Genomic DNA, 24035 nt, shown 5'->3' with positions numbered 1-24035 from the left:
TTGGCCGATCCCTTCTTGGCATCACCCCCCATCCGACCAACGCGTGCGATAAAGATCCAGTCGCCGATCCCGGAAGTTGCGGACGGAGCCTTCATAGCGCGCCCAGGCCAGTGTCGACAGGTTGAGGTCGGCGACCGTGACCATCTCGACATTCTCCGACGTTTCTGCGGCGATGCCGTCGCGGGCGAAGGGGAAGTCGCACGGGGTGAAGATGCCGGACTGGGCGTATTCGATGTCGAGATTGTCGACATTGCCGAGATTGCCGGTCATGCCTGAGGTCACGACATAGCACTGATTCTCGATGGCGCGGGCCTGGCAGCAATAGCGTACGCGCAGATAGCCGTGGCGCGTATCGGTGTTGAAGGGCACGAACAGGATGCGCGCGCCCTGATCAGCCAGCCGGCGGCCGATCTCGGGAAATTCGGAATCGTAGCAGATCATGATGCCGATCGGGCCGCAGTCGGTCTCGATCACGTCGATCGGGTCGCCGCCCTTGATCTGCCAGTAGGTGCGTTCGTTCGGCGTCGGATGGATCTTCTCGCGCGCATGGACCGAGCCGTCGCGGAGGAAGGCATAGCCGACATTCTGAATGTCGCCATCGTCCGTCTCTGTGGCGTGGCTGCCGCCGATGATGTTGATGTTGCGGCGGATCGCCATCTGGGTCATGCGCTCGACGAATTCCGGCGTGTGTTCGGTCAGCCGCCGGATCGCCGCGTCGGGCTTGAGTTCCTCGGGCTCGCAGGAGAGGAGCATCAGGGTGAAGAGCTCCGGAAAGACGACGAAGTCGGCGTCATATTCCGAGGCGACTTCCACGAAATATTCGACGCCATGATAGAAGTCGTCAGGCTTTGCGATGCGCTTGGCTTCCATCTGGACGGTGACGACACGGACCATGTCGGGATTGGATCGATTGACCGGCTGTTTCTCTCGCACCGGATCGAAATACGGATTGCGCCAGATCATCATCACGCCATGGCCGCCAGAGGCCGTGTCGAGCGGATAGTAGTTCTTGAGCAGGAAGGCCGGCTCAAAGCCTGATTTCAGGTGGAAGGTGGCGACCGGGTCGGTGACCTCGTTCTTCTGAACGGCCTCGATATAGGCCTCGGGGGAGCCGAACTTGCGCGCATTGCGCTTGAAGCCGGGCAGGCGGCCGCCGAAGGCGATCCCTTTCAGGTCGAGATCCTGACAAAGGCGCCGGCGCGCGTCGTAGAGCCGCTTTCCGATCCTGAGGCGCCGGCGGTCGGGATCGACGCAGATCTCGATGCCGTAAAGCCAGTCGCCGCGGCGGTCATGCATGGCCGCATAGCCGCCGCCAGTCACTTCCGCCCAGCTATGCTGGCGCATCACCTTGTCTTCCGGCAGGATCATCGTCGCGGCATAACCGACGATCTCGTCTTCGTAGACGACGACGAACTGGCCCTCCGGGAAGGCCGAAAGCTGCCCCATGATCATGCCCCGCGTATAGGGGGCCTCGTCCTTGAAGACCTTCGCAGAGAGGGCGATGATCTCCTGCACGTCGCTGGTCTTGGCGTTGCGGACTTCGATTTTCGGGGTCGAGCGCTTCTCGGCCATGGGGCGGGCTTTTCCTTGTCGTCGAAATGAAGCGGGACAGACCCGGCCGGATCTGCCCCTTGACCGGGAGATAGGCTCGGTTTTTCTCGACGCAAGGATAATCGCAGCGCCAGCTATTTGCCCGGTCGGTGCGATCTCTCCAGGCCGACGAGCCATTCCTTCCAGCTGAGGCGGTCGCCATAGCGCTCGAAGAGCTTGGAGTCCTTGTGCTCGGCAAAGAGCGCATAGTTCAGGACCGCAACGAAGGTTACACCGCCGATCGTATTGCCGAGAGCGACCGGCAGGACAAAGTCTGGAAACAGAGGCAGAAGATCGACACTGCTGTCGCGGAAGGCGAGGAAAAAGACTTCGACCGACGAGGTGATGACGTGGAAGAACCCGCCCACCCCGATGAAATACATCAACAGCCAGACGACGAAGACGCGTGAAGTCGTGTCCTTGCAGGAATGAATGAGCCAGACCATGGCGGCCACGATCCAACCGGCGAAGATCGCCTTGGAGAAGATCTGGAACCAACCCGTCTCATGGGCGTGACGCCCCATTTCGAGCGCCTTTTCGACGCGCGGCGGATCGAGCACGTCAAAGAAGGCGAGTAGGGCCGATACGCCGACGGCGCCGATCATGTTGGCGACGAAGACGACGAGCCACAGGCGAAGAAGGTTGGCGACGCTGGCAAGCTTGGTGAGCACCAGAACGACCGGCGTCAAGGTGTTCTCGGTGAAGAGCTGGTAACGGCCGAGAACGATGATCAGAAAGCCGACCGGATAGAGGAGGTTTCCGAGCAGTCCCGGCGTCGTCTCACCAGCGCTTTCGGAAAAGATAACGCGGGCGAGAAAGGTAAGGCCAAGGGCCCCGCCTGCGCCGAGACCGCTCCAGAACAGATAGCGATTCGATGCATCGAGCTCGTGATCGGCGACGGACAGAACCCGCGCGAAGATCTCTTCGAAGGAGAAAAAGTCACGGATCGTAGACCCTTCCGCCGGCGCGTCATGAAGCGATTCTTCCGGGTCGCGCTGCTCCTTCTGGGCATCGCTTTCGGCCGTCGGCGTCGAGGCACCCCGGGGACCGACATTGTCATGGAAACCCTGCGCGTCCTGCATCATGCCCAATCCTCCCACCGGGCATGTTGAAGCGCACATCGCTCTTTCGCCGGCCAGACAGAGGATAGAAAGCCAACTGTCTGAAAGAATATCGTTTCGAAGATTTTCGCGAACAAACTGTCGTGCAGAAGCATCGCGCCCTGCGGCGGGCTTTCATGCTGCCTTAACCAACATCGTGGAATGGTCAGGGCCTGGAGGCCACCCATGCGCACGATACAGAAACGCAAATCGATCCTCGGCAAACTCTTCGTTCCCGCGGTCGCCGTGGCCGTTCTGTCCTATTTTCTGATGCACGCCCAGGACGGGCAGTATGGGAGCGAGGCCAAGGATCGGCTGGCCCGGCAGCTCGCGGTTCGCAATGCCGAATACGACGCCCTCGTCGCCAGGCGTGCGCAGCTGGAGCAGCGAGTCGAATTGCTGAAGGACGGGAGCCTGGAGCGCGACATGCTCGACGAGCAGGCGAGACGCGCGCTCAATGTGGTGCGAGAGGACGAGATCGTCATTCTGCGCTGAAGGCGCGATCGGCCGCAACCTGCGGCGTCCGAATTGGGCCGGCTCGCCTGCTCGAGCACGAACACGGACACAACTCCGATCAAATCAACCGGAATTCGGTTTAAAATTGGCTTTGGTCTGTCTTCAACTGCTTTTCGGTTAAAGCGCTGACCGGTGCTTGAAGCGCCTCGTGCCTCCCATATAGTCTCCGCAAATCATTAGCTGTGCCCGCATCGAGGCGGGTCAAGATCGGGAGGTCTCATGGCAGCCAAGTCCTCGCGCAAGTCGTCCTCGAACGCCACGGCGGGACAGGAATCGGCCAAGGAAATCGTCAAGACGCTCGAGCATTTCGATCCACCTGCGCCGGCCAAATTCGGCAAGGACGACGAAATCCGCGCCTATCGCGACATGCTCCTGATTCGCCGGTTCGAGGAGAAGGCGGGCCAGCTTTACGGCATGGGCTTCATCGGCGGTTTCTGCCACCTCTACATCGGCCAGGAAGCCGTGGTGGTCGGCATGCAGATGGCGATGAAGGAAGGCGATCAGGTCATTACCGGCTACCGCGACCATGGCCATATGCTCGCCACGGGCATGGAAGCGCGTGGCGTCATGGCCGAGCTGACCGGCCGCCGCTCGGGCTATTCCAAGGGCAAGGGCGGCTCGATGCACATGTTCTCCAAGGAGAAGAAGTTCTTCGGCGGCCACGGCATCGTCGGCGCGCAGGTGCCGATCGGCACCGGTCTCGCCTTTGCCAGCCAGTATAATCGCACCGACGCCATGTCGATCACCTATTTCGGTGACGGCGCGGCGAACCAGGGGCAGGTCTACGAGAGCTTCAACATGGCCTCGCTGTGGAAGCTTCCGGTGGTCTACGTCATCGAGAACAATCGCTACGCCATGGGCACCTCGGTCAGCCGCGCCTCGGCCGAGACGGATTTCTCCCATCGCGGCCTGTCCTTCAAGATTCCGGGCATCCAGGTCGACGGGATGGATGTGCGGGCGGTGAAGGCCGCCGGCGATCTGGCTGCCAAGCATTGCCGGAGCGGAGAGGGCCCGATCATTCTCGAAATGATGACCTATCGCTATCGGGGGCATTCCATGTCGGATCCCGCGAAATATCGCTCGCGCGACGAAGTTCAGAAGATGCGCTCCGAATCCGATCCGATCGAGCAGGTGAAGAAGCGCCTCCTCGGCGACCACGGCATGTCGGAAGACGACGTCAAGGCGATCGACAAGGAAGTCCGGGAGATCGTCGCGGATGCGGCCGATTTCGCGCAGAACGATCCCGAGCCCGATCCGTCGGAACTCTGGACTGACGTCTACGCCGACGAGATACCGCAGACGGCCGAGTAACGACACGAGGCGCCGGTATTCTGGCTGGTCTGCGGCCGGATGCGGTGCATCAACAAGTGTGGGCGGGTTGCGGCGCGCCTTTAGTGACGAGAATGGCAGATCAAGAGACGCGGGCACTCATGGCGTTGACGGCGACCGTCCGCTGAAACGACCCGCCTTCAGGAGGAAAGACCTTCATGCCGACCGAAATCCTGATGCCGGCGCTGTCTCCGACCATGGAAGAGGGCACGCTCGCCAAATGGGTCAAGCAGGTGGGCGACGACGTTGCCGCCGGTGACATCATCGCCGAGATCGAGACCGACAAGGCGACCATGGAAGTCGAGGCGGTCGACGAGGGCAGGCTTGGCAAGATCCTGGTCGAGGCCGGCAGCGAAGGTGTGAAGGTCAACACGCCGATTGCGCTTCTGCTCGGCGAAGGCGAAGACGAGGGCGATCTCGAAAAGGCGGGCAGCGGCTCTGGGGGCGGCGGGACGAAGGCCGCCGACGACGCGGACCAGAAATCGTCCGGGAAGGGTTCAGACAGCGATGGCGGTGGCAGCGCCAAGCCGTCTCGCGATGAAGCTGTCTCGGACATGTCGGCTCGCCGCGTGCCGGGCGAGGGCAAGGTCCATCCCGAGCCGAAGGATGTCGAAGGTGAGCTGGCTCAGGAGATTCCCGAAGGTACCGAGATGGTGTCGATCACCGTTCGCGAGGCCTTGCGTGACGCCATGGCCGAGGAGTTGCGTCGCGACGACGCGGTCTTCGTCATGGGCGAGGAAGTGGCGGAATATCAGGGCGCCTACAAGATCACGCAGGGTCTGCTCGACGAGTTCGGCCCCCGCCGCGTGGTCGACACGCCGATCACCGAGCATGGCTTTGCCGGTCTCGGCGTCGGCGCGGCGTTCGGCGGTCTGCGACCGATCGTCGAGTTCATGACCTTCAACTTCGCCATGCAGGCGATCGACCAGATCATCAACTCGGCCGCCAAGACACTCTACATGGCTGGTGGGCAGATGGGTTGCCCGATCGTGTTCCGCGGTCCGAACGGCGCCGCCGCGCGCGTCGCCGCCCAGCACAGCCAGGACTACGCCGCATGGTACAGCCATGTGCCCGGTCTCAAGGTGGTGCAGCCCTATACGGCGGCGGACTACAAGGGCCTTCTGAAATCCGCGATCCGAGACCCGAACCCGGTCATCTTCCTCGAAAACGAGATCCTCTACGGTCAGACCTTCGAGATCCCGAAGCTCGACGATTGGACCGTACCGATCGGCAAGGCGCGCATCCACCGTCCCGGTACGGATGTGACAATCGTCTCCTTCGGAATCGGCATGACCTATGCGGTCAAGGCGGCCGAGGAATTGGCCAAGGAAGGCATCGAGGCCGAGGTGGTCGATCTGCGGACGATCCGGCCTATGGATCTCGACACGGTGATCCGCTCGGTCAAGAAGACCAATCGCTGCGTGACGGTCGAAGAAGGCTTTCCGCAGTGCTCCGTCGGCGGCCATATTGCCTCCGAGATCATGGTCCGTGCGTTCGATTACCTGGACGCCCCGGTCCTCAAGGTAGCCGGCAAGGACGTGCCGATGCCTTACGCCGCCAATCTGGAAAAGCTCGCGCTTCCTTCGGTCAAGGAAGTGATCGACGCGGTCAAAGCCGTGACGTACCGGGATTGATCGAAAGGGCGGCGCTGCAATGGAAGCGGTGGGCAGGCCAGACATGACGGAGGCCAATGTGCTCGTTCTGACCAAGGACGTTCGCAAGCCCCGCGAGCATGTCTGGCGCTGCCTGACCGACCCGAATTGTCTTAAGGTCTGGTGGCGCGAGAATATCGAATTCGAGGCGAAGCTCGGTGGCCGCTTCGTCGAACCCTGGGTCGACCCGTCGGGCCGCGAGCGCATCACCCGCGCTGAAGTGACAGCGTTCCATCCGCCCGAGGGCTTCGTCATGGTCTGGGCCGACGAGGACTGGGAATTCGATACGATCGTCTCCGTGAGCCTGACTCCGATCGAGGAGGGGACCCGGGTCGTCATCGAGCATCAGGGCTGGGAGAAGGTCGGCGAGCCGGATCGGGCCACCTATCTTCTCGACCACCGGAACGGATGGGAGCATCATCTCGGCAATCTGGCGGCGTTTGCGGAAGATCTGGAGACGTCCGGCGACGGAGACGGTCGATGAGGGAAGGGAGCGGCAATGTCCACGGCTGAAGCGTTCTCTGCGCCATCGCGGAGAGCCGCCACCTATGCCGATCTGGAGGCGGTGAATCCGCATCTCGTCGCCGAGATCGTCGACGGCGAGCTGGTGACGTATCCCCGGCCCGTGCCGAAGCATGCGGCAGCGGCATCAAGCCTGGGGATGGAATTGGGTGACGCCTTCCAACGTGCCCGCTCGGGGCCCGGCGGTTGGATCATCCTGGATGAACCCGAATTGCATCTCGGCCCGGACGTGGTTGTGCCCGACCTGGCAGGCTGGCGTCGTGAGCGGCTAAGCGGAGCGGGGGACACCGCGTTCTTGAAGATTGCACCCAATTGGGTCTGCGAAGTCCTCTCGCCCTCGACCGAACGCTACGACCGCGGGTCGAAGCGCCGTATCTATGCCGAAGCCGGCGTCTCGCATATGTGGTTTCTCGACCCGCGCGCCGAGTTCCTCGAAACCTTCATCCTCACGGACGGTCGCTGGTTCGTCGGTCCGACCTTCGACAACGAGACCGAGGTGAAGGCCGAGCCCTTCGACGCGATCTCGTTTCCTCTCACCATTCTCTGGCCGCTCGACCCGGCCGAAACGAACGACACCAAGAACGCGCAGTAAGACGCTTTCGGAGACGCCCAATGCCGATCAACGTGACAATGCCCGCCTTGTCTCCGACCATGGAGGAGGGCAACCTCGCCAAGTGGCTGATCAAGGAAGGCGATGAAGTCTCCGCAGGCGACATCATCGCCGAGATCGAGACCGACAAGGCCACCATGGAGGTCGAGGCCGTCGACGAGGGGACTCTCGCGAAGATCCTCGTTCCGGCCGGCACCGAAGGCGTGAAGGTCAACGAGGTGATCGCGGTGCTGGCGGCCGAGGGCGAAGACATCTCGGAAGCGGCGACAAGCGGTGGAGACAGCGGCGGCGCCTCGGCAGGCGACAAGAAAGGCGGCGCGATGACGCCGGACGCTAAGGCGGACGACGCCAAGACTGTCTCTCAAGACGAAGCGAAGGACGCCGAGATGCGGGGCCAGAGCCGCACCTCGGGTGGTGAAGCGAAAGGCTCGGAGCCCGCCTCCAAAGCCGGTCCGGCACCCGAGAGCGAGAAGGGCGGGCGTATTTTTGCGTCGCCCCTCGCTCGACGCCTCGCCAAGGAAGCGGGCCTCGACCTCAGCGCGGTTTCCGGAACCGGTCCCCATGGCCGGGTCGTGAAGGCCGATATCGAAGCGGCCAAGAAGGATGGCGGCGCCACGAAGGCGGCCACCCCCGAAAAGGCCGAAGAGAAAAAGGCGCCGGACGCTGCTGCCGCTCCCATGGCGAAGGCCGCCAGCGACGAGTCGATCCTCAAGCTATTCCCCGAAGGCTCTTACGAAAAGATCCCACACGACGGCATGCGCAAGACCATCGCCAAGCGGCTGGTCGAAGCCAAGCAGACGGTGCCGCATTTCTATCTGACGGTGGATTGCGAGATCGACGCCTTGCTCGCGCTCCGCAAGCAGCTGAACGACGCGGCCCCAGTCTCCAAGGACGGAAAGCCGGCCTACAAGCTGTCGGTCAACGACATGATCATCAAGGCGCAGGCCCTGGCGCTGAAGGCGGTGCCCATGGCGAACGCGTCCTGGACCGAAGCCGCGATGCTGAAGCACAAGAACGCCGATGTCGGCGTCGCGGTGGCGATCGAGGGTGGGCTGATCACCCCGATCATCCGACGCGCAGACGAGAAGACCTTGTCGGCGATCTCCAACGAGATGAAGGATTTGGCTGGCCGGGCGCGGGCGCGCAAGCTGAAGCCGGAGGAGTACCAAGGCGGCACGACCGCGGTTTCCAATCTCGGCATGTTCGGAATCAAGCATTTCTCTGCCGTCATCAACCCGCCGCACGCGACCATCCTCGCGGTCGGCGCCGGCGAGCAGCGCGCGGTTGTCAAGGACGGCGCGGTGACGGTCGCGACCGTCATGACCGCAACGCTTTCCACCGATCACCGCGCGGTGGACGGTGCGCTGGGAGCCGAACTCCTAGCTGCCTTCAAGCAGTTGATCGAAAACCCGATGTCGATGCTGGTGTGAGGAACGCACCCCGATGAAGACCATCCTCGCCTATGGCGACTCTCTGACCTGGGGCTACAATCCCGAAACCGGCCTCCGGCACGATTTCTTCGACCGCTGGCCGAATGTCGTCGCCAAGGCGCTGGGCCATGGCGTCCGCGTCATCAGCGAAGCACTGAACGGGCGAACCACGGCGTTCGACGACCATACGGTCGTGCCGGAGCGAAACGGCGTGAAGATCCTGCCGACCGTGCTGGCGAGCCATCAGCCGCTCGATCTGGTTGTCATCATGCTCGGCACGAACGACCTCAAGCGCCATACGGGCGGCGGGCGGGTGTTCGAGAGCCGACAGGGGCTCGAAAGCCTGGTCGAGATCGTCCAGACCTTTCCCTATCAGCGCGGCTATGAGCCGCCCAAGCTGCTGCTCGTCGCGCCGCCGCACTTCTGCGAGACGACCGAACCGGATTTCGCGCTGCTCTTCGGCCATGCTGTCGAGGAATCGATCCATTTCCGTTCGGCCGTTACGAAGGTTGCCGAGGAATACGGATGCGCGATGTTCGATGCGAGCGAAGTCTGCGAGACCTCGCCGCTCGACGGTATCCATCTCGATGCCGAGAATACCCGTCGCCTCGGTGAGGCGCTGGTGGAACCGATCAGAGCGCTCCTCGACTGATTCAACGACAGAGGCGCCGTTCGAGCGCCCAGGCATGATGATCCCCGGAGAAACGACCCATGGCTGACACTTACGACATTCTCGTCATCGGCGGCGGGCCCGGGGGCTATGTGGCGGCCATCCGCGCTGCGCAGCTCGGCTTCAAGACTGCGGTCGTGGAGCGCGAGCATCTGGGCGGCATCTGTCTCAACTGGGGCTGCATCCCCACCAAGGCGCTCCTGCGCTCGGCCGAGATCTTCCACTATGCCGAGAACGGCAAGAATTACGGCCTGAAGATCGAGAAGCCCGATTTCGACATGGAAGCGGTGGTCAAGCGCTCGCGCCAAGTGTCGGGACAGCTTTGCGGCGGCGTCGGCTATCTGATGAAGAAGAACAAGATCGACGTCATCTGGGGCGAAGCGAAGATCACCAAGGCAGGCAAGGGCGGCCCGGTCGAAGTCACCGTCGGCAAGTCGAAGAAGCCGGTCGTCGAGCCGCAGAACCCGGTGCCGAAGGGCACGCTGGGTGAGGGAAGCTACAAGGCCAAGAATGTGATCGTGGCCACGGGTGCACGGCCCCGCGTCCTGCCCGGCATCGAGCCGGATGGCGATCGAATCTGGACCTATTTCGAGGCGATGAAGCCGAAGGCGATGCCGAAGAGCCTGATCGTCATGGGATCCGGCGCGATCGGCATCGAATTCGCCTCCTTCTACAAGACCATGGGCGCGGACGTGACCGTCGTCGAACTCCTGCCGCAGATCATGCCTGTGGAAGATGCCGAGATTGCCAAGCACGCCCGCAAGCAGTTCGAGAAGCAGGGCCTGAAGATCCTGACCGATGCCAAGGTCGCGAAGGTCGAAAAGGGCAAGGACGGTGTGACGGTCTCGGTCGAGACCAAGGGCGGCAAGACCGAGACGCTCAAGGCCGAGCGTCTGATTTCCGCCATCGGCGTCCAGGGCAATATCGAAGGGCTCGGCCTGGAAGAGATCGGGGTCGAAACCGAGCGTGGCTGCATCAAGATCGATCCGTTCGGCAAGACCAATGTCGAGGGCATCTACGCCATCGGCGACGTTGCCGGCCCGCCGATGCTCGCTCACAAGGCCGAGCACGAGGGCACGATCTGCGTCGAGAAGATCAAGGGGATGGACGTCCACCCCATGAAGAAGACCGAGATCCCGGGTTGCACCTATTGCCAGCCGCAGGTCGCTTCGGTCGGCCTGACGGAGGCCAAGGCCAAGGAAGCCGGCCACGAGGTCAAGGTCGGTCGCTTCACCTTCAACGGCAATGGCAAGGCGATCGCGCTCGGAGAGCCGGAGGGGCTCGTCAAGACGATCTTCGATGCCAAGACCGGCGAGCTTCTGGGTGCCCACATGGTCGGCGCCGAGGTGACCGAGTTGATCCAGGGCTTCGTGGTCGCGATGGGCCTCGAGACGACCGAGGAAGAGCTCATGCACACCGTCTTTCCGCACCCGACGCTTTCGGAGATGATGCATGAGAGCGTCCTCGATGCCTATGGCCGGGTCATTCACCTGTAGGAGAGGCAGCCTTGTTCCAAGGAGGGTTTCGGACTGTCGGTGCTCAACCGGCGCAGACCGCAAAAAGCTGGCGGTTGAGGGTGGGCCGAGCCGTTGCAGAACCTAACTATGCGGGCAAATCCACGGACAGTTTCACGGGAGTGACAACATGATTGGTAGTTTCCTGGCCGCGATCATCGTCGGCGGTCTGGCGGGGTGGCTCGCCGAAAAGGTCATGAAGAGCGACATGGGGCTCCTCATGAACATCATCCTTGGCGTCGTCGGCGCGATCGTGCTGAGCTTCCTCCTGCGGGTGACCGGCATCGGCCCCGGCGCCTCCGCGTCCTTCTCCTGGGCCTATCTCATCACCGGCTTCGTCGGTGCCTGCCTGCTGATCTTCATCGCCCGCGCCGTCCGGCGCTGACCCCTGATGCCGAGGCGTTTTCGCGCGCCTCGGCCAATTGCATCGCAAAGCTGGGACGCCTAATTAAGTTCCATGGTGACAGTTCTCGATACCCGCCAGCCGGACGCGACCGTGTCGCGGCCCCGGCACCCTGAGAAGGCACATCGGCCGGACGCGGCAGCCAGCCCGCCGAAACCGGACTGGATTCGCGTCAAGGCGCCGGTTTCCAAAGGGTATCAGGAGACGCGCCAGATTGCGCGGGACAACAAGCTCGTCACCGTATGTGAGGAAGCGGGCTGTCCCAATATCGGCGGGTGCTGGGAGAAGAAGCACGCGACCTTCATGATCATGGGCGGGATCTGCACCCGCGCCTGTTCCTTCTGCAATGTCGCCACCGGCATGCCGCACGCGCTCGACGCGGACGAGCCGGAGAATGTCGGCCGTGCGGTCGCCAAGATGGGGCTCAACCATGTGGTGATCACCTCGGTCGATCGTGACGATCTGGCCGATGGCGGGGCCGAGCATTTCGTCCGCACGATCCGCGCGATCCGCGCCGCGGCCCCGGGCACCACGGTGGAGATCCTGACGCCCGACTTCCTGCGCAAGCCCGGAGCGCTCGAAAAGGTGGTCGCGGCCAAGCCCGACGTCTTCAACCACAATCTCGAGACCGTCCCGTCGAAATATCTGACGGTTCGTCCCGGTGCGCGGTATTTCCACTCGATCCGGCTTCTGCAGCGGGTCAAGGAGCTTGATCCGACGATCTTCACCAAATCCGGCATCATGGTCGGCCTCGGCGAGGAGCGGAACGAGGTCCTTCAACTGATGGACGACCTCAGGACCGCCGACGTCGATTTCATCACCATCGGGCAGTATCTCCAGCCGACGAAGAAACACCACGCCGTGATCCGCTACGTGACGCCGGAGGAGTTCCAGTCGCTGGAGAAGGTGGCGCTGACCAAGGGGTTCCTGGTGGTGTCCGCCAGCCCGCTCACCCGCTCCTCCCATCATGCGGGAGAGGATTTCGAGCGGCTGAAGGCTGCGCGTCTGGCGCGCCAGTCGGCCGCCTGACCATCGCGCCATGCCGAAGTTCGAGACGACACGAGCCGTCGACCACAGCGCTGAGGAGATGTTCGCCCTCGTCGCCGATGTCGAGAAATACCCGGAATTCCTGCCGCTCTGCCAGGCGCTGACGGTCCGCTCCGAGCGCGAGAAGGACGGCAAGCGGCTGCTGGTCGCCGACATGACCGTCGCCTACAAGATGGTCCGCGAGACCTTCACCTCGCAGGTTCTCCTCAAGCCGGAGGAGAACCGCATCGAGGTCTCCTACGTCAACGGGCCCTTCAAGTTCCTCGACAATCGCTGGACCTTCGAGCCAACCGGCGAGGGGACCTGCAACGTTCATTTCTTCATCGAATACGAATTCAAGAGCCGCACCCTAGGCATGCTCATGGGCTCGATGTTCGACTACGCCTTCCGCCGTTTCGCCCAGGCGTTCGAGGCGCGGGCGGACAAGATTTACGGGTGAGTGGAGCGCGAGGGCTGCGGGATTGAGCGCACCCATCGTTTGCGGCGCCATATGGCTCTTCGTGATTTTTGATTGAAACAGAATTGCGAATTCTGTCTCAGATTGCCTCATATCAAGCGGAACGGACCCTTCACTCGAATCCGCCTCAAGTCAGTTGCGAAGGCGCTTCAGCGCAGCCTTGGCATCATTGTCGCCCTGCTGGGCCGCCTTGCGGTACAATGACACCGCCTGCTCCAGGTCTTTGTCGACGCCATTTCCGGCCTCGTACATAAGCCCGAGATAAACCTGTCCTCGCGCAAAACCCTGCTCGGCTGCCTTGCGGTACCAGTGGACGGCCTGCTTCGGGTCCTTGGCGACGGTTTTTCCATAGAGGTACACCAACCCGAGACTCGTCTGCCCCAGTGCATCGCCTTGCTCGGCGGCTTTGCGGTACCACTCGACGGCCTGCTTCAGGTCTTCGTCGACGCCATTTCCGGTCTCGTACAGTAACCCGAGCTTCGTCTGCGCTCGGGCAAAACCCTGCTCGGCGGCCTTGTGGTACCAGTCGACGGCCTGCTTCGTGTCCTGGGCGACGCCCGTTCCGTTCTCGTACATATGCCCAAGGAGGAACTGCCCTGCCGCGTCACCTTGCTCGGCCGCCTTGCGGTACCAGCCGACGGCCTGCTCCGGGTCCTTGGCGACGCCCGTTCCGGTCCCGTACATCAAACCGAGATTCGTCTGCCCGCGCGCAAAACCCTCTTCGGCGGCCTTGCGGTACCAGGAGACCGCCTCCACGGCATTTGAGCCTGAGGCATGGAGTGCTCTTCCCAGAAGATAGTGCAAGCGCGGGTCGGAAGGATGTGCCAATTGGGCTGCCCGGCATGCCGGAACAGCGCGATCGGTCTCGATTTTCTCGAATTCGACACCCACCACGCCCTGCGAGCGATCAAGATCAATCGGAGCCGCCGCCAACTCCTCACAAAGCCGAACCGTGTTGTCGCTTTCCGTGGCCACAGCGGGGTCGTGTGTGATCTGAGTGGGCGGGTTATTTGGGCTTTCGTTGGGAGTTGGTTCCGCGGTGCGGTTAATCTTCAGGTTTGAGAGTTCCGCCGGGCTGAAGACATGCATCTGATCCGACGGCGTCGCCAGCATCAGAGGGACGACCCCCGGGCTGACATCCGCGCGGTTCATGAAATCCACGACATCCGCGAGATTCAACTGCCCGAACTGAAAGTCTCTCGACTGCGTTGACGCGATCTGGTGCACGCCGAGCGCGCCTTTCGCTTCACGCTCCTTGCCGGCAAAGAAAACGAACGCGCAGGCGGACAGGCATGAGGCCTCTGGCGCAACGACAGTCGAAAGCTCTTCATCCAGGATCATGTCGGCGATTTCGAGAGCGATGATGAGCGAGCCGCCGGGGCTGTCGAGCTCGACCGTCCGCGCTTTTGGCGCAAAACGGAGAGCGGCCCTGAAATTCCGGCTCTCTCGAACGCCGATCGGCCCCTTGAGCCTGATCGTGGTCGGCGCGGCAGGATCGACGGTGAAGGCACCAAAGGTTTGAGCTTTGCCGGAAACCGGAGTTGCAACCATGCTGATCGCTATCACCGAGGCCAAAGCGCCCACCATGGCCACCTTGCCCGTCCCACGCGATGAAAGCCACACAGTCCGATCCCCTCCTGACCCACATTCGGGCATGCGGCAGACAGCCTAGATTGGCCGGGTGATCGTGTCATCAAAAGATTGATAACGTTCCATAATGGCCCCTATGCTTATACCGTGCGTATGCCGTGGATCGCCGCGATTCCAAAGTCCGCTTTTGACGCTTGCGCTCTGAAAGCAGAATGGAAGCGTTCCACCCATCCCAGCCATTCGAACGCTCGTTTCTGAAACACTTTCATTGTATTCTGTTTCAAATTTGTGGGGGCTATGATCGCGTGTTGATCACTGACGATCGACGCCCTTCGTTTAAGCCCGCAACGCGCTGACCAGCAACCCAAGAGCGACAACGACCGAACGCTCGCGAATTCCCGCCCGCCCGATATCCCCGAACCGCTCTTCGCGATGAACCGTTCCCTTCGGGCCGGCGCAGGCGAAGTGCACAAGGCCGACGGGCTTCAGCGCGGTGCCGCCGCCGGGGCCGGCGATGCCGGTGATCGAGACGGCGACGGTCACGCCGGCGCGCTCTCGGGCGCCTTCGGCCATTTGCCGGGCTACGGCTTGGGAGACGGCACCATGGGCGTCGAGGGCTGCCTCCATGACGCCGAGAAGCTCGATCTTGGCGCAGTTGGAGTAGGTGACGAAGCCGCGGTCGAGGACGGCCGACGAGCCGGCGATCTCGGTGATGGCGCCCGCGACGAGACCGCCGGTGCAGGATTCGGCCGTGGCGAGCGTCCAGCCGGCGGCCGTATAGCGTTCGACGATCTCGCGGGCGAGGGCAGGGATGCGCTCGTTCGCACTCATGATCCGTCTCCATAGACGACCGAGGCCGTCGCGATCGCTGCGATGCCTTCTCGGCGCCCGACGAAGCCGATCGTCTCGTTGGTCGTCGCCTTGACCGAGACCCGGTCGAGCGACAGGCCGGTCATCTCGCCGATCATCCGGCGCATGGCCTCGCGGTGCGGAGCGACCTTCGGGGCTTCGCAGATCAGCGAAATGTCGGCATTCATCACCCGGCCGCCGTGCGCGGTGACGATCTCGACCGCCTTCTCGACGAAGATGCGCGAGGGCGCTCCTCGCCATTGCGGGTCGCTGGGCGGGAAGTGATCGCCGATATCGCCGGCGCCGCAGGTGGCCAGAAGCGCATCCGTCAGGGCGTGGAGACCCACATCGGCATCGGAATGGCCAGCGAGTCGCTGATCGTGGGGAATGCGGATTCCACAGAGGGTTACGTGGTCACCCCCAACTAATTTGTGAACGTCGTAGCCATTGCCCGTGCGGACGTCGATCATGTGTTTCTCGCCTTTCATGCGCTCGTCCGCCGAGACGATATCCTGGGCGGTGGTGAGTTTCACATTGCCCGCGGATCCCTCGACCAGCATCACCGTCATGCCGGCCCATTCGGCGATTGAGGCGTCGTCGGTGAAATCCGATCGCCCGGACCGAGCGGCGTCCGTGTGGGCGGCGAGAAGCGGTGCGAAGCGAAAGCCCTGCGGCGTCTGCGCGCCGTGAAGGCCTGCGCGCGAGACGGTCTCGACGATCGCACCATCCTGTCCCGAGCGCTTGATCGTGTCGGCGATCGGGAGAGCGGGGATTGCACCGCCATGTCCTTCGGCCGCCGCGATCACCCGGTCGATCAGGGCGTGGTCGGCAAAGGGTCGCACCGCGTCGTGGATGAGGACCAGTTCCGGCGACCGGCCGGTGTCGAGGGCTTCCAGCCCGAGACGCACCGAAATCTGCCGTTCGGCGCCGCCGGTAACCAGGGTGACATCGCCGTCCAGCCCGCCCATCGCGCGCTGACAGAGTTCCCGGTCGTCCGAATGGATGACCAGCACGATCTCGCCGATCCGCGGGTGCGAGCGAAACAGTTCCAGTGTGTGAGCCAGAACGGCACGGCCTCCGATCGACCGGTACTGTTTCGGCCCTTCTTCGGAGTGACCCGCCCGCGCGCCTCGGCCTGCCGCCACCAGCACCAATGCGACATCTCGCTTCATCCAGGATCGCCCTTCATCAGATCGACATGGGGACGGACCATGAACACGCCATCCCATGCAAGAGCAAATTGCTTGTCATTTGAGCATGCCCCCATTAAGACAGCCAAAGATGACGCAAGAATCGACAGTTGCGATGAACGCTCAAGCTTTAGGCGAATTGAGGCGGCAAAAGGACGCGGTGCAGCCGTTGGGACTGGGCCCGTTGACGCTCGCCAACCGGGTGTTTCTCGCTCCCATGTCCGGTGTCTCCGACGTTCCGTTTCGCCGGCTCTGCCGCCGTTTCGGGGCGGGACTGGTCGTGTCGGAAATGATTGCGAGCGGCGAGTATCTCAAGGGAGATGCCGAGTCGAGCCTGCGCGCCCTGCGCGATGCTCCCGGGGTCCACGCCGTTCAGCTCGCGGGGCGTGATCCGGCGGTGATGGGAGCGGCAGCCGAACGCCTCGCCGATTCAGGCGTCGATCTGATCGATATCAATTTCGGCTGCCCGGCCAAAAAGGTCGTGGGCGGGCTCTCCGGTTCCGCGCTGATGCGCGAGCCGGCTCTCGCCCTGGCGATCATCGAAGCCGTGGTGGCGGGTGCAGGCAACGTGCCGGTGACGGTGAAGATGCGCCTCGGCTGGGACCGGCAGTCGATTAATGCGCCCTGGCTCGCCCGGCGGGCCGAGGAGGCCGGCGTGCGGATGGTAACCGTCCACGGCCGCACACGCATGGATTTCTATGAAGGCGTGGCCGACTGGGCTGCCATCGCCGAGGTCCGCAGGGCCGTCGGCGTGCCGCTTGTCGCCAACGGCGATCTCTCGGACCTCAATCAGATTCCGCAAATGCTCGCCTCGAGCGGCGCGGATGCCGTGATGGTCGGACGGGGCTGTTATGGCCGGCCGTGGCTTGCCGGCCTGATGGGGGGAAGCCTCGACGCCGAAACCTTGAGCGGAATGGCCTTCGTGGGCCTCGTCGAGGAGCATTATCAGGCGATGCTCGAACACTACGGGGTCAAGGTCGGTCTTCGCCACGCCCGGAAGCATCTGGGCTGGTATCTCGACCGTCTCGTCGCCGCTGGCGGCTTCGTTTCACCAGACGACCGCAAGGCAATTATGACCGGGGTCGAGCCGGACGCGGTGAAGCGGCGCATCCGCGTTCTCTTTGCCGGTGTCAGTCTCGAAGATGTCGAATCGGCCGCGTCGCGGCCGATCGCCAGGGCAGCGTAACATGGCCGAACCATCCGATTTCTCCACGCTGCAGGGTGAGGAATACCGCGTTCTCAACGCACTCACCCATCCGGTCATCGTGGTCGACGAGTCGGGCGCGTTCCGGTTCGCCAATTCCGATGCCGAGCAGTTCTTTTCGGCGGGCTTCTCCTACCTCGCGCGCAAGCGCCTGCAGGACTTCGTGCCTGGCGACAGTCCGCTGTTCTTCCTGATCGAGCAGGCCCGCAAGGAACAGGCGCGTATCAGCGAATACCGCGTCGACATTTCCTCACCGCGGCTCGGCGGCGACCGCCTCGTCGACCTGTACGTCTCGACCTTGCCGGAAGAGCCCAATCTCGTCGTGGTCATGATCCAGCTGCGCTCGATCGCCGAGAAGATGGACCGCCAGCTCACCCATCGCTCTGCCGCCAGGACCGTGACCGGCCTCGCCGCGATGCTCGCTCACGAGATCCGCAATCCGCTGTCTGGCATCAAGGGCGCCGCGCAGCTGCTGGCGAGTTCGGCGAGCGACGAGGACCGGGCGCTGACCCGGCTCATCCAGGAAGAAAGCGACCGGATCGTCAAGCTGGTCGACCGGATGGAAGTCTTCTCGGACCAGCGGCCGGTGGAGCGATCGGCCGTGAACATCCACTCGGTGCTGGAATATGTGAAGACGCTCGGCAAGAGCGGCTTTGCCCGCAATATCAAGATCGTCGAGCTCTACGATCCGTCGCTGCCCCCGGTCTTTGCCAATCGCGATCAGCTCGTGCAGGTGTTCCTCAACCTCCTGAAGAACGCCGCCGAGGCCGTTCGTGACAAGGAGGGCGGCGAGATCCGCTTTACCACAGCGTTCAAACCCGGCGTGCGTCTGTCGGTGCCCGGCACCAAGGACCGACTGACATTGCCCCTGGAATTCGCAGTGGAAGACAATGGCGACGGCGTGCCCGACGATATCCGCGAGCACATCTTCGATCCGTTCGTCACCACGAAGCCGAGCGGCTCCGGTCTGGGACTCGCGCTCGTCGCGAAGATCGTGGGCGACCATGGCGGGGTGATCGAGTGCGAGTCGCAGCCGGGGCATACCGTGTTTCGCATTCTCATGCCGGCCTGGCGCGAAGCGCCCGCAGCGCAAGAGCGGCATGGCGTAGTTGAAGAGTAAAGGCAGGCAGGGCACTCATGGCAATGCAGATCTTGGTCGCCGATGACGATGCCGCCATCCGGACCGTCGTCTCCCAGGCGCTGATGCGGGCGGGGTTCGAAGTTCGAGTGACGTCGAACATCGCCACGCTGTGGCGCTGGATTTCGGCGGGCGAGGGCGATCTGGTGATCACCGACGTTCTGATGCCGGACGGCAATGCGTTCGACACGCTGCCCCGCATAAAGAACTCCCGGCCCGAACTCCCGGTCGTCGTCATGAGCGCCCAGAACACCTTCATGACGGCGATCAAGGCCTCGGAGCGGGGCGCCTACGACTATATCCCGAAACCCTTCGATCTGACCGAACTCGTCTCGATCGTCCGGCGTGCCTTGTCCGAGCCGAAGAGCGGCGCCAAGTCGGCCAATCAGGACGATTTGCAGGAATCGATGCCCCTCGTCGGCCGCTCGCCGGCGATGCAGGACATCTATCGGGCGCTTGCCCGGATGATGCAGACGGACCTGACCGTCACCATCAGCGGCGAGTCGGGCACAGGCAAGGAGCTGGTGGCTCGCGCGCTCCACGACTATGGCCGCCGCCGCAAGGGCCCGTTCGTCGCGATCAACATGGCGGCGATCCCGCGCGACCTGATCGAATCGGAACTCTTTGGTCATGAGAAAGGCGCGTTTACGGGCGCTCAGGCCCGCACCAGCGGCCGCTTCGAGCAGGCCGAGGGCGGAACCCTGTTCCTCGACGAGATCGGCGACATGCCGATGGAAGCCCAGACGCGTCTCCTGCGCGTTCTCCAGCAGGGCGAATACACCATCGTCGGTGGCCGCACGCCGATCGCAACCGACGTTCGGATCGTTGCCGCCACCAACAAGGATCTGCGCCAGCTCATCGCCCGCGGTCTGTTCCGCGAAGACCTGTTCTATCGTCTGAACGTGGTGCCGCTGCGCCTGCCGCCGCTGCGCGAGAGGATCGAGGACCTGCCCGATCTCGCCCGGCACTTCTTCGCTCAGGCCGAAAAGGAAGGCCTGCCGCGCAAGACCTTGAGCCAGGGCGCTCTCGACATCATGCGGCGCTATGCCTGGCCGGGTAACGTCCGTGAGCTGGAAAACCTTATCCGGCGTCTGGCGGCGCTCTATCCCCAGGACGAGATCTCGCCGGAGATCGTCGAGCACGAACTCTCCAACGATCCGATCGCCGCTCCGGGCCTCGACAGCGAACCGGGCAAGCCGCTCGATCTCAGTGCGGCCGTCGAGCGCTATCTGTCGGAATACTTCACCTCCTTCGGCGACAATCTGCCGCCGCCGGGCCTCCACGGCCGCATCTTGCGTGAAGTGGAGTATCCGCTTATCGCAGCCGCCCTCGCAGCCACGCGGGGGAATCAGGTCAAGGCGGCCGACCTCTTGGGCGTAAACCGCAACACGCTGCGCAAGAAGATCCGCGACCTGGAAATTTCGGTCGTTCGGTCCATCCGCTAGCGGCCGCGGTCCGGCACTTTCCGGGTGCTCTGAGGGTCGGGATGGCAAAAGCCATCGCCGAAGCCGAATAAATTGCAGTTTTCGGCGTTTTCGTTGCAGTTTGGACACATTCCGTTGCTCAGTGGCAACGGGATGACGAGACGCGCATTTTCATGACGACGCAGCCAATTCACACAGACGCAAACATTCCGTTCGCAAAGGAGCGGCGCCGGTTCATGCTCATGCCCGGGCTGGCCGCAGTGGTCGGTGCGCTCGTCACGGGTGCAATTTCCTTCGTCGTGCTGATGGGACTGACCCCGATCGAGCCGACGGACACGATCGTCACGATCGCCACCGTCGTCAATGGCGGTTTCGTGCTTCTGCTCTGCGGCCTGATCGGCCGCGAAGTCGTGCGCATGTTCAAGGCCCGCCGGCATGGCAAGGCCGCGTCCCGGCTGCATGTGCGGATCGTCGTGCTGTTTTCGATCGTCGCGGCCTTGCCCGCGCTGCTAGTCGCGATCGTAGCGGGAATTACGCTTGATCTCGGCCTCGACCGCTGGTTCGGCATGCGCACCCGGGCGATCGTCGACTCGTCGATCAGCGTTGCGCGCGCCTATGTCAACGAGAACGCACGCAACCTGCAGGGCACGACCCTGTCGATGGCCTATGATCTCGACCAGCAGCGGCGTCTGTTCGATCTCGACAGGACCGGCTTCCAGACGATGATGACAGAACAGGCGAGCGGACGCTCCCTGCTGGGAGCGCAACTCCTGCGGCCGGACGGCACGGCGTTTCTGAGCGCTGACGTTTCCAGCGAGGAGCCTTTGCCGGTTCCGCCGGATGATGCCCTGCAGCAGGCGGGCGAGGGCAATCTGGTCTTCATTCCCCCGGGGGTGACCAATCTGGTGGGCGCCATCATCAAGCTCCGGCAGATTTCCAATGCCTTCCTCTACACGGTTCGCGCGGTCGATCCGCAGGTGATGACGGCGCTTCGCGAGATGGAAGAGCGCTCGGCCGAGTATTCGAGCCTCAGAGCCAATCGCTTCGGCCTGCAGCTTGCTTTCGCGCTACTCTATCTCGGGATCACGCTGATCGTGCTGCTGTCCGCGATCTGGACGGGCATTGGTGTCGCCGATCGTCTCGTTCGTCCGATCCGGCTTCTGATCGGCGCTGCCGACGAGGTGAGCGAGGGCAATCTCTCGGTCTCCGTTCCGGTTCGGGTGTCGGATGGTGACGTCGGTTCGCTTTCGAACACCTTCAACAACATGATCATGCAGCTCCGCAGCCAGCGCGGCGAGCTCGTCCATGCCAAGGATGTCATCGACGAGCGCCGGCGGTTCATCGAGGCGGTGCTGTCGGGCGTGACCGTCGGCGTGATCGGCATCGAGCGCGACGGGGCGATCTCGATGGTCAATCCGTCAGCCGAGCGCATCCTGGCCGTCGATGCGGATACGGTGACGGGGCAAAAGCTGACGACGGCCTTTCCGGTCTTCGGCCGCATCCACGAGGCAGCCGCGCAGTCGCGCAAATCGGAATATCAGGAAGAGGTGAAGCTCCGGATCCGCGAGCGCGAGCGCACGCTCGCCGTTCGGATCACCTCGTCGGAGGAGACCGAAGGCGCGCAATCCTCCGTCGTGACCATCGACGACATTACCGATCTGGTCGATGCCCAGCGCACATCCGCCTGGGCCGATGTCGCGCGGCGGATCGCCCACGAGATCAAGAATCCTCTGACGCCGATCCAGCTGTCGGCCGAGCGCATCCGCCGACGCTACGGTAAACGCGTCGAAGACGATCGCGAGGTGTTCGACCGCTGTATCGAGACGATCGTGCGCCAGGTCTCCGACATCGGCCGGATGGTCGACGAATTCTCGACTTTCGCCCGGATGCCGAAGCCGAAGATGGAGAACATCGATCTGCGCGACGCCTTGCGCGAAGCGGTATTCATGCGGGAAATGGGCGATCACGGAATTGCGTTCTCGGCCGATATTCCCGAGACGCCAATGCGCGGTTCATACGATATCCGGCTTCTCTCCCAGGCATTCGGCAATCTGGTGAAGAATGCCGTCGAGTCGCTCGAGGCGAGCGATGGCGCCGAAGGGCGCATCCGGATCGTCGCGCGAGACAAGGAAGGTTCGTATGAGGTCCGCATCATCGACAATGGCCGCGGTTTCCCGAAAGACGACCGCGATCGTCTGCTCGAGCCCTATATGACCACCCGCGAAAAGGGCACGGGTCTGGGGCTCGCAATCGTTCGCAAGATCATCGAAGACCACGGCGGCGTGATTTCCCTGGAGGACGCCCCCGACCAGCCGCAGGGCGCCATGGTCCGCATCGTCCTTCCCGCTGCCCAGGCCGCGGCGGATGAAGCTACAGAAGACAGCCGAGTTTGAGAGAAGGAAAGGTGGAGCCATGGCATCGGACATTCTGATCGTCGATGACGAAGCCGATATCCGCGAACTGGTCGCGGGCATCTTGGAAGACGAGGGCCACGAGACCCGCACGGCGGGCAACTCCGATGCCGCTCTGCAGGCAATTACCGATCGTGTGCCTCGTCTCGTCTTCCTGGACATCTGGCTGCAGGGGAGCCGGCTTGACGGGCTCGATCTTCTGGACGCGATCAAGACCCAGCACCCCGAGGTGCCGGTGGTGATGATCTCCGGCCACGGCAACATCGAAACGGCCGTCTCCGCCATCAAGCGCGGCGCGTATGATTATATCGAAAAGCCGTTCAAGGCCGACCGGCTCATCCTTGTTGCGGAACGGGCGTTGGAAACCTCGAAGCTGAAGCGCGAAGTCCTTGAGCTTCGCCGACGCTCGAGCGACTTCACCGAGCTCATCGGCAAGTCGCAGCCGATGAACCAGCTGCGCACCCTGATCGATCGCGTCTCGCCGACCAACAGCCGCATCATGATCCTCGGGCCTTCGGGCTCCGGCAAGGAGATGGTGGCGCGCGCGATCCACGCCGCCTCGCATCGCTCCTCGGGTCCGTTCGTCGCGCTCAACGCGGCGGCGATCACGCCGGAGCGGATGGAGGTGGAACTCTTCGGCACCGAGACCCCGCCCGGCGTCGAGCGCAAGGTCGGCGCGCTGGAGGAGGCCCATCAGGGCGTTCTCTATCTCGACGAAGTCGCCGACATGCCGCGCGAGACCCAGAACAAGATCCTGCGGGTCCTGACCGAGCAGACCTTCGAGCGCGTCGGCGGCTCGAAACGCGTCAAGGTCGACGTACGGATCATCTCCTCGACCTCCCACAATCTGGAATCCCTGATCGCCGAAGGCCTGTTCCGCGAGGACCTCTTCCACCGACTGGCCGTCGTGCCGATCGCCGTGCCGCCGCTGGCCGACCGGCGGCAGGACATTCCGATGCTCATCGAAGCCTTCATGACGCAGATCGCCGAACAGACCGGCATCAAGCCGAAGCCGATCAGCGAGGAAGCGATGGCCGTGCTTCAGGCGAGCGACTGGCCCGGCAATGTCCGTCAGCTTCGCAACAATATCGAGCGTCTGATGATCCTGTCCCGCGACGGCAGCATGGAAGATCCGATTTCGGCCGACATGCTGCCCAATGAGGTGGGCGACATGCTGCCCCGCACGCCGAGCCAGGCCAACGGGCAGATTCTCGCTCTGCCGCTGCGCGATGCGCGCGAGGTTTTCGAGAAGGAGTATCTCGTCGCCCAGATCAACCGCTTCGGCGGAAACATCTCCCGCACGGCGGAATTCGTGGGCATGGAGCGCTCGGCCCTGCATCGCAAGCTGAAATCGCTCGGCATCTGACCGCCTTTGCGGCTATGGGTACG

Annotated in this window: 21 protein-coding genes; 16 read left to right on the top strand and 5 right to left on the bottom strand. The window is 63.2% G+C overall.

Features of this window, described 5'->3' with window-relative positions:
• Positions 1-21 precede the first annotated feature (21 nt).
• Both MF134_RS01350 and MF134_RS01345 read right to left on the bottom strand, forming a co-directional pair.
• Positions 22-1572, bottom strand: coding sequence for a bifunctional GNAT family N-acetyltransferase/carbon-nitrogen hydrolase family protein (locus tag MF134_RS01350; protein ID WP_255337587.1), 1551 nt, complete (start codon positions 1570-1572; stop codon positions 22-24).
• 113 nt (positions 1573-1685) lie between these two features.
• The gene (locus tag MF134_RS01345; RefSeq protein WP_255337586.1) at positions 1686-2675 is read right to left on the bottom strand and encodes a formate/nitrite transporter family protein; all 990 of its coding nucleotides are present in this window, start codon (positions 2673-2675) and stop codon (positions 1686-1688) included.
• 201 nt (positions 2676-2876) lie between these two features.
• Between MF134_RS01345 and MF134_RS01340 the strand changes: the two genes are divergently transcribed.
• The 11 genes from MF134_RS01340 (at position 2877) to MF134_RS01290 (ending at position 12822) form a co-directional block, all read left to right on the top strand.
• A complete protein-coding gene (locus tag MF134_RS01340) occupies positions 2877-3185 on the top strand; it encodes an FtsB family cell division protein (protein WP_255337585.1) in 309 nt (102 codons plus the stop codon).
• A gap of 240 nt (positions 3186-3425) precedes the next feature.
• Positions 3426-4517, top strand: a complete 1092-nt coding sequence (pdhA, locus tag MF134_RS01335; protein WP_255337584.1) for a pyruvate dehydrogenase (acetyl-transferring) E1 component subunit alpha — start codon at positions 3426-3428, stop codon at positions 4515-4517.
• A 176-nt stretch (positions 4518-4693) separates the two neighbouring features.
• Positions 4694-6169, top strand: coding sequence for a pyruvate dehydrogenase complex E1 component subunit beta (locus tag MF134_RS01330; RefSeq protein WP_255337583.1), 1476 nt, complete (start codon positions 4694-4696; stop codon positions 6167-6169).
• A 43-nt stretch (positions 6170-6212) separates the two neighbouring features.
• A complete protein-coding gene (locus tag MF134_RS01325) occupies positions 6213-6671 on the top strand; it encodes an SRPBCC family protein (RefSeq protein ID WP_255337582.1) in 459 nt (152 codons plus the stop codon).
• A 15-nt stretch (positions 6672-6686) separates the two neighbouring features.
• A complete protein-coding gene (locus tag MF134_RS01320; RefSeq protein ID WP_255337581.1) occupies positions 6687-7301 on the top strand; it encodes a Uma2 family endonuclease in 615 nt (204 codons plus the stop codon).
• 20 nt (positions 7302-7321) lie between these two features.
• Entirely contained in the window at positions 7322-8749 is a 1428-nt protein-coding gene (locus MF134_RS01315) for a pyruvate dehydrogenase complex dihydrolipoamide acetyltransferase (protein ID WP_255337580.1), read from the top strand.
• 13 nt (positions 8750-8762) lie between these two features.
• A complete protein-coding gene (locus MF134_RS01310; RefSeq protein WP_255337579.1) occupies positions 8763-9401 on the top strand; it encodes an SGNH/GDSL hydrolase family protein in 639 nt (212 codons plus the stop codon).
• A gap of 59 nt (positions 9402-9460) precedes the next feature.
• Entirely contained in the window at positions 9461-10915 is a 1455-nt protein-coding gene (gene lpdA / locus MF134_RS01305; protein ID WP_255337578.1) for a dihydrolipoyl dehydrogenase, read from the top strand.
• A 148-nt stretch (positions 10916-11063) separates the two neighbouring features.
• On the top strand, positions 11064-11318 hold the full coding sequence (locus MF134_RS01300) for a GlsB/YeaQ/YmgE family stress response membrane protein (protein WP_255337577.1): 255 nt from the start codon (positions 11064-11066) through the stop codon (positions 11316-11318).
• Between the two features lie 72 nt (positions 11319-11390).
• Complete coding sequence (gene lipA / locus MF134_RS01295; protein WP_255337576.1) at positions 11391-12365, top strand: lipoyl synthase; 975 nt, start codon at positions 11391-11393, stop codon at positions 12363-12365.
• 10 nt (positions 12366-12375) lie between these two features.
• Positions 12376-12822: a type II toxin-antitoxin system RatA family toxin gene (locus tag MF134_RS01290; RefSeq protein WP_255337575.1), complete on the top strand. Its 447-nt coding sequence runs from the start codon at positions 12376-12378 to the stop codon at positions 12820-12822.
• Between the two features lie 150 nt (positions 12823-12972).
• On the opposite strand, the gene MF134_RS01285 is transcribed toward MF134_RS01290, so the two are convergent.
• The 3 genes from MF134_RS01285 to MF134_RS01275 form a co-directional block, all read right to left on the bottom strand.
• On the bottom strand, positions 12973-14427 hold the full coding sequence (locus tag MF134_RS01285) for a hypothetical protein (RefSeq protein ID WP_255337574.1): 1455 nt from the start codon (positions 14425-14427) through the stop codon (positions 12973-12975).
• A 339-nt stretch (positions 14428-14766) separates the two neighbouring features.
• The gene (locus MF134_RS01280) at positions 14767-15261 is read right to left on the bottom strand and encodes a CinA family protein (RefSeq protein WP_255337573.1); all 495 of its coding nucleotides are present in this window, start codon (positions 15259-15261) and stop codon (positions 14767-14769) included.
• The gene (locus MF134_RS01275; RefSeq protein WP_255337572.1) at positions 15258-16451 is read right to left on the bottom strand and encodes a bifunctional 2-C-methyl-D-erythritol 4-phosphate cytidylyltransferase/2-C-methyl-D-erythritol 2,4-cyclodiphosphate synthase; all 1194 of its coding nucleotides are present in this window, start codon (positions 16449-16451) and stop codon (positions 15258-15260) included. The genes MF134_RS01280 and MF134_RS01275 overlap by 4 nt, the downstream gene beginning before the upstream one ends.
• A 133-nt stretch (positions 16452-16584) precedes the next feature.
• Here MF134_RS01275 and dusB point away from each other — a divergent pair, with 133 nt between their 5' ends.
• From dusB to ntrX, 5 genes are all read left to right on the top strand, one after another.
• Complete coding sequence (gene dusB, locus MF134_RS01270) at positions 16585-17655, top strand: tRNA dihydrouridine synthase DusB (protein WP_457589928.1); 1071 nt, start codon at positions 16585-16587, stop codon at positions 17653-17655.
• A gap of 1 nt (position 17656) precedes the next feature.
• The gene (locus MF134_RS01265; RefSeq protein WP_255337570.1) at positions 17657-18793 is read left to right on the top strand and encodes a two-component system sensor histidine kinase NtrB; all 1137 of its coding nucleotides are present in this window, start codon (positions 17657-17659) and stop codon (positions 18791-18793) included.
• A 17-nt stretch (positions 18794-18810) separates the two neighbouring features.
• Positions 18811-20256, top strand: a complete 1446-nt coding sequence (gene ntrC, locus MF134_RS01260) for a nitrogen regulation protein NR(I) (protein ID WP_255337569.1) — start codon at positions 18811-18813, stop codon at positions 20254-20256.
• Positions 20257-20408: 152 nt separating this feature from the next.
• Positions 20409-22628, top strand: a complete 2220-nt coding sequence (locus MF134_RS01255) for an ATP-binding protein (protein ID WP_457589927.1) — start codon at positions 20409-20411, stop codon at positions 22626-22628.
• Between the two features lie 19 nt (positions 22629-22647).
• Positions 22648-24012 carry a nitrogen assimilation response regulator NtrX gene (ntrX, locus tag MF134_RS01250; RefSeq protein WP_255337568.1) on the top strand — a complete coding sequence of 455 codons (1365 nt, stop codon included), beginning with the start codon at positions 22648-22650 and terminating at the stop codon, positions 24010-24012.
• Positions 24013-24035: the final 23 nt, after the last annotated feature.

The sequence above is a fragment of the Jiella marina genome (assembly GCF_024359545.1).
Classification (GTDB): domain Bacteria; phylum Pseudomonadota; class Alphaproteobacteria; order Rhizobiales; family Rhizobiaceae; genus Jiella.
The sequence above is the reverse complement of the archived record's forward strand: the minus strand, read 5'-3'. Positions and strand labels throughout refer to the sequence as shown.